Genomic DNA, 696 nt, shown 5'->3' on the forward strand with positions numbered 1-696 from the left:
ACAACACATCGCTTGACTGTCACCACCTACTGCAAAAGAGCCTTATATAAAAGAGATAGCACCATGGCAAAACGCTTAGAAAATAATTTTCAGTTTTTAGATGTACCGAGATTTGATCCAACCAAAAAAGACATTGCAACGCGCTCAACAGAGTTTGTTGAGATTTATAAACCTTTCGAAAACGAAGCTGTTGCCCAGCAAGCGCATCGTTGTCTTGAGTGTGGTAACCCGTACTGCGAGTGGAAATGCCCAGTACACAACTATATCCCTAACTGGCTAAAACTGGCCACCGAAGGACAGATCTTTCAAGCGGCTGAATTGTGTCACCGTACTAATACCTTGCCTGAGGTCTGTGGACGAGTTTGTCCGCAAGATCGTTTGTGTGAAGGCGCTTGTACCTTAAATGACGGTTTTGGGGCAGTGACGATTGGTAATGTTGAGAAATATATCAACGATACCGCGTTTGCACTTGGCTGGCGCCCAGATATGTCTGACGTCGTTTGGACAGACAAAAAAGTTGCTATCATTGGCGCAGGACCAGCAGGTCTTGGTTGCGCGGATATCTTGGTTAGAAATGGTGTCAAGCCTGTCGTCTTTGACAAGCGGCCTGAAATTGGCGGCTTATTAACCTTCGGTATCCCTGAGTTTAAAATGGAAAAAGATGTCATGCGCAACCGCCGTGTTATTTTTGAAGGT

General features: G+C 45.3%; 1 protein-coding gene. It reads left to right on the forward strand.

Going from position 1 to position 696, the window contains the following annotated elements:
* Positions 1-63: 63 nt before the first annotated feature.
* Positions 64-696 (forward strand): NAD(P)-binding protein (locus ACS8FC_RS17650; RefSeq protein WP_439297746.1); only part of this gene is annotated, 633 nt, incomplete at its 3' end.

It is taken from the genome of Psychrobacter sp. 1Y4, from assembly GCF_051847555.1.